The 1757-nt window shown below is 39.2% G+C and carries 1 protein-coding gene and 1 pseudogene; both read left to right on the top strand.

Translation table 11 applies throughout. The features are described from left to right. Window positions 1-791 (top strand): Fic family protein (locus SKA34_RS01270; RefSeq protein WP_006643678.1); only part of this gene is annotated, 791 nt, incomplete at its 5' end. Between the two features lie 188 nt (window positions 792-979). Next, a pseudogene (locus tag SKA34_RS01265) lies at window positions 980-1757 on the top strand (ISNCY family transposase); the annotation flags it as partial.

Genomic DNA, 1757 nt, shown 5'->3' with positions numbered 1-1757 from the left:
ACTTCGATTTAATGCAAGCAGCATGGAGCCTCAAAGGTAATTCATTCAGTATTAGGTTGATAAAAGAGCTACATAAGGCTGGCACACAAACCTTAGATCAAGGGAAATACACATCTGGCACATTTAGAACGACAGATGATATTGCGGTTGTGAATTCTGATGATGAGATAGTCCATCAGCCCCCAAAACACGATGTTATTGATCGCCTATTATCACGTGTAGTTAATTGGTTGAACGCGACTGACGATGATATCCATCCGGTTATAAAGGCTATAACACTCCATTTTGTTATCGGTTATGTTCACCCGTTCCGTGATGGTAATGGACGTGTGGCAAGGGCTTTGTTTTATTGGTACATGTTTAAGTGTGGTTATACGGGATTTCGTTACATTGCTATTTCCGCGTTATTGAAAAATGCACCAATTCAATACGGTGTTAGCTATTTAGATTGTGAGCATGACAACTTAGATTTAACGTACTTCATTAAATATCAGTTAAAAATTATCAGTCGTGCTATTACTGAATTTGTTTGTGTCTATGAACGTGCAGCATCTCGAATGCGTGAGTTAGAAGATCGATACTCTGGCTTAGAAGACATCGAGAGAAAAATTATTGGATTTGTTGCTGGTGAGCCTCGTTATCGTAAAAAGCCTACGATTACAGCAAGGGAAGCTGAAAGCTTATTAGGCGTTAGTTTTAACACGGTTAAGCAAAAACTTGATGACATGGTTACATCTGAAATACTTGGCTGTGAGAAAATCGGAAAATCGACTGAATATTTTTTAAATTAAACATAACACCCGTTGCTTGTACCAAAATTTGAAAGGTCGCTTGGGCGGCCTTTGTTGTATCTGGACGCTACCACGTATCTGTCAGCCCTACTTTAAAATGTCACATTCCTCCAACTTAGAAATGTCACATTAGGTGTATGATTCTTCCTATGGAAGAATCAGCCTACGGTGCTGGAATGTTACTCACGATGAGCACAAAAGAGCTTCAGAAACTCGAAACAATACAAAACGTTTGTGATAAGCGTATTAGACAAATTGATGCTTCTAAAATCCTGAACTTAAGCCGTAGGCATATTCAAAGATTGGTTAATCAATACCGACAGTTCGGGGCTAATGGTTTAATTTCAAAAAAGCGAACTAAGCCAAGTAATCGTCAATTCAATGCATCATTGAAAAAACAAGTTATTGATTTAATTCAGACTCATTACTTCGATTTTGGTCCTACGCTAGCCGCAGAAAAATTAGCTGAAATTCATGATATTAGACTCTCTACTGAAACCATCAGAAAATGGATGGTTTCGGTAAAACTTTGGAAACCAAAGGTTAAGAAAAGACGTAAGATTTATCAACCGAGAGCGAGAAGAGATTGTATAGGCGAACTTATTCAGCTTGATGGTTCCCCCCACGACTGGTTCGAAGGCCGAGCCGATAAATGTACATTGCTTGTTTTTATTGATGACGCAACAAGCGCCATCATGCATTTATATTTTTGTGATTCTGAGTCGACGTTTTCATATATGGCTGCGACTAAGCAGTATATACAACAGCATGGTAAGCCTGTCGCGCTCTACACGGATAAACACGGTGTTTTCCGTGTTAACCATGCTAGCAACGAAGACCGCAATAAACTGACTCAATATGGTCGCGCACTAAAAGAATTAAACATTGAGCTAATTTGTGCCAATACTCCACAAGCTAAAGGCGCGTAGAACGCGCTAATTTAACGCTTCAAGACCGTCTAGTTAA

It is taken from the genome of Photobacterium sp. SKA34, assembly GCF_000153325.1.
Taxonomy (GTDB): domain Bacteria; phylum Pseudomonadota; class Gammaproteobacteria; order Enterobacterales; family Vibrionaceae; genus Photobacterium.
The sequence above is the reverse complement of the archived record's forward strand: the minus strand, read 5'-3'. Positions and strand labels throughout refer to the sequence as shown.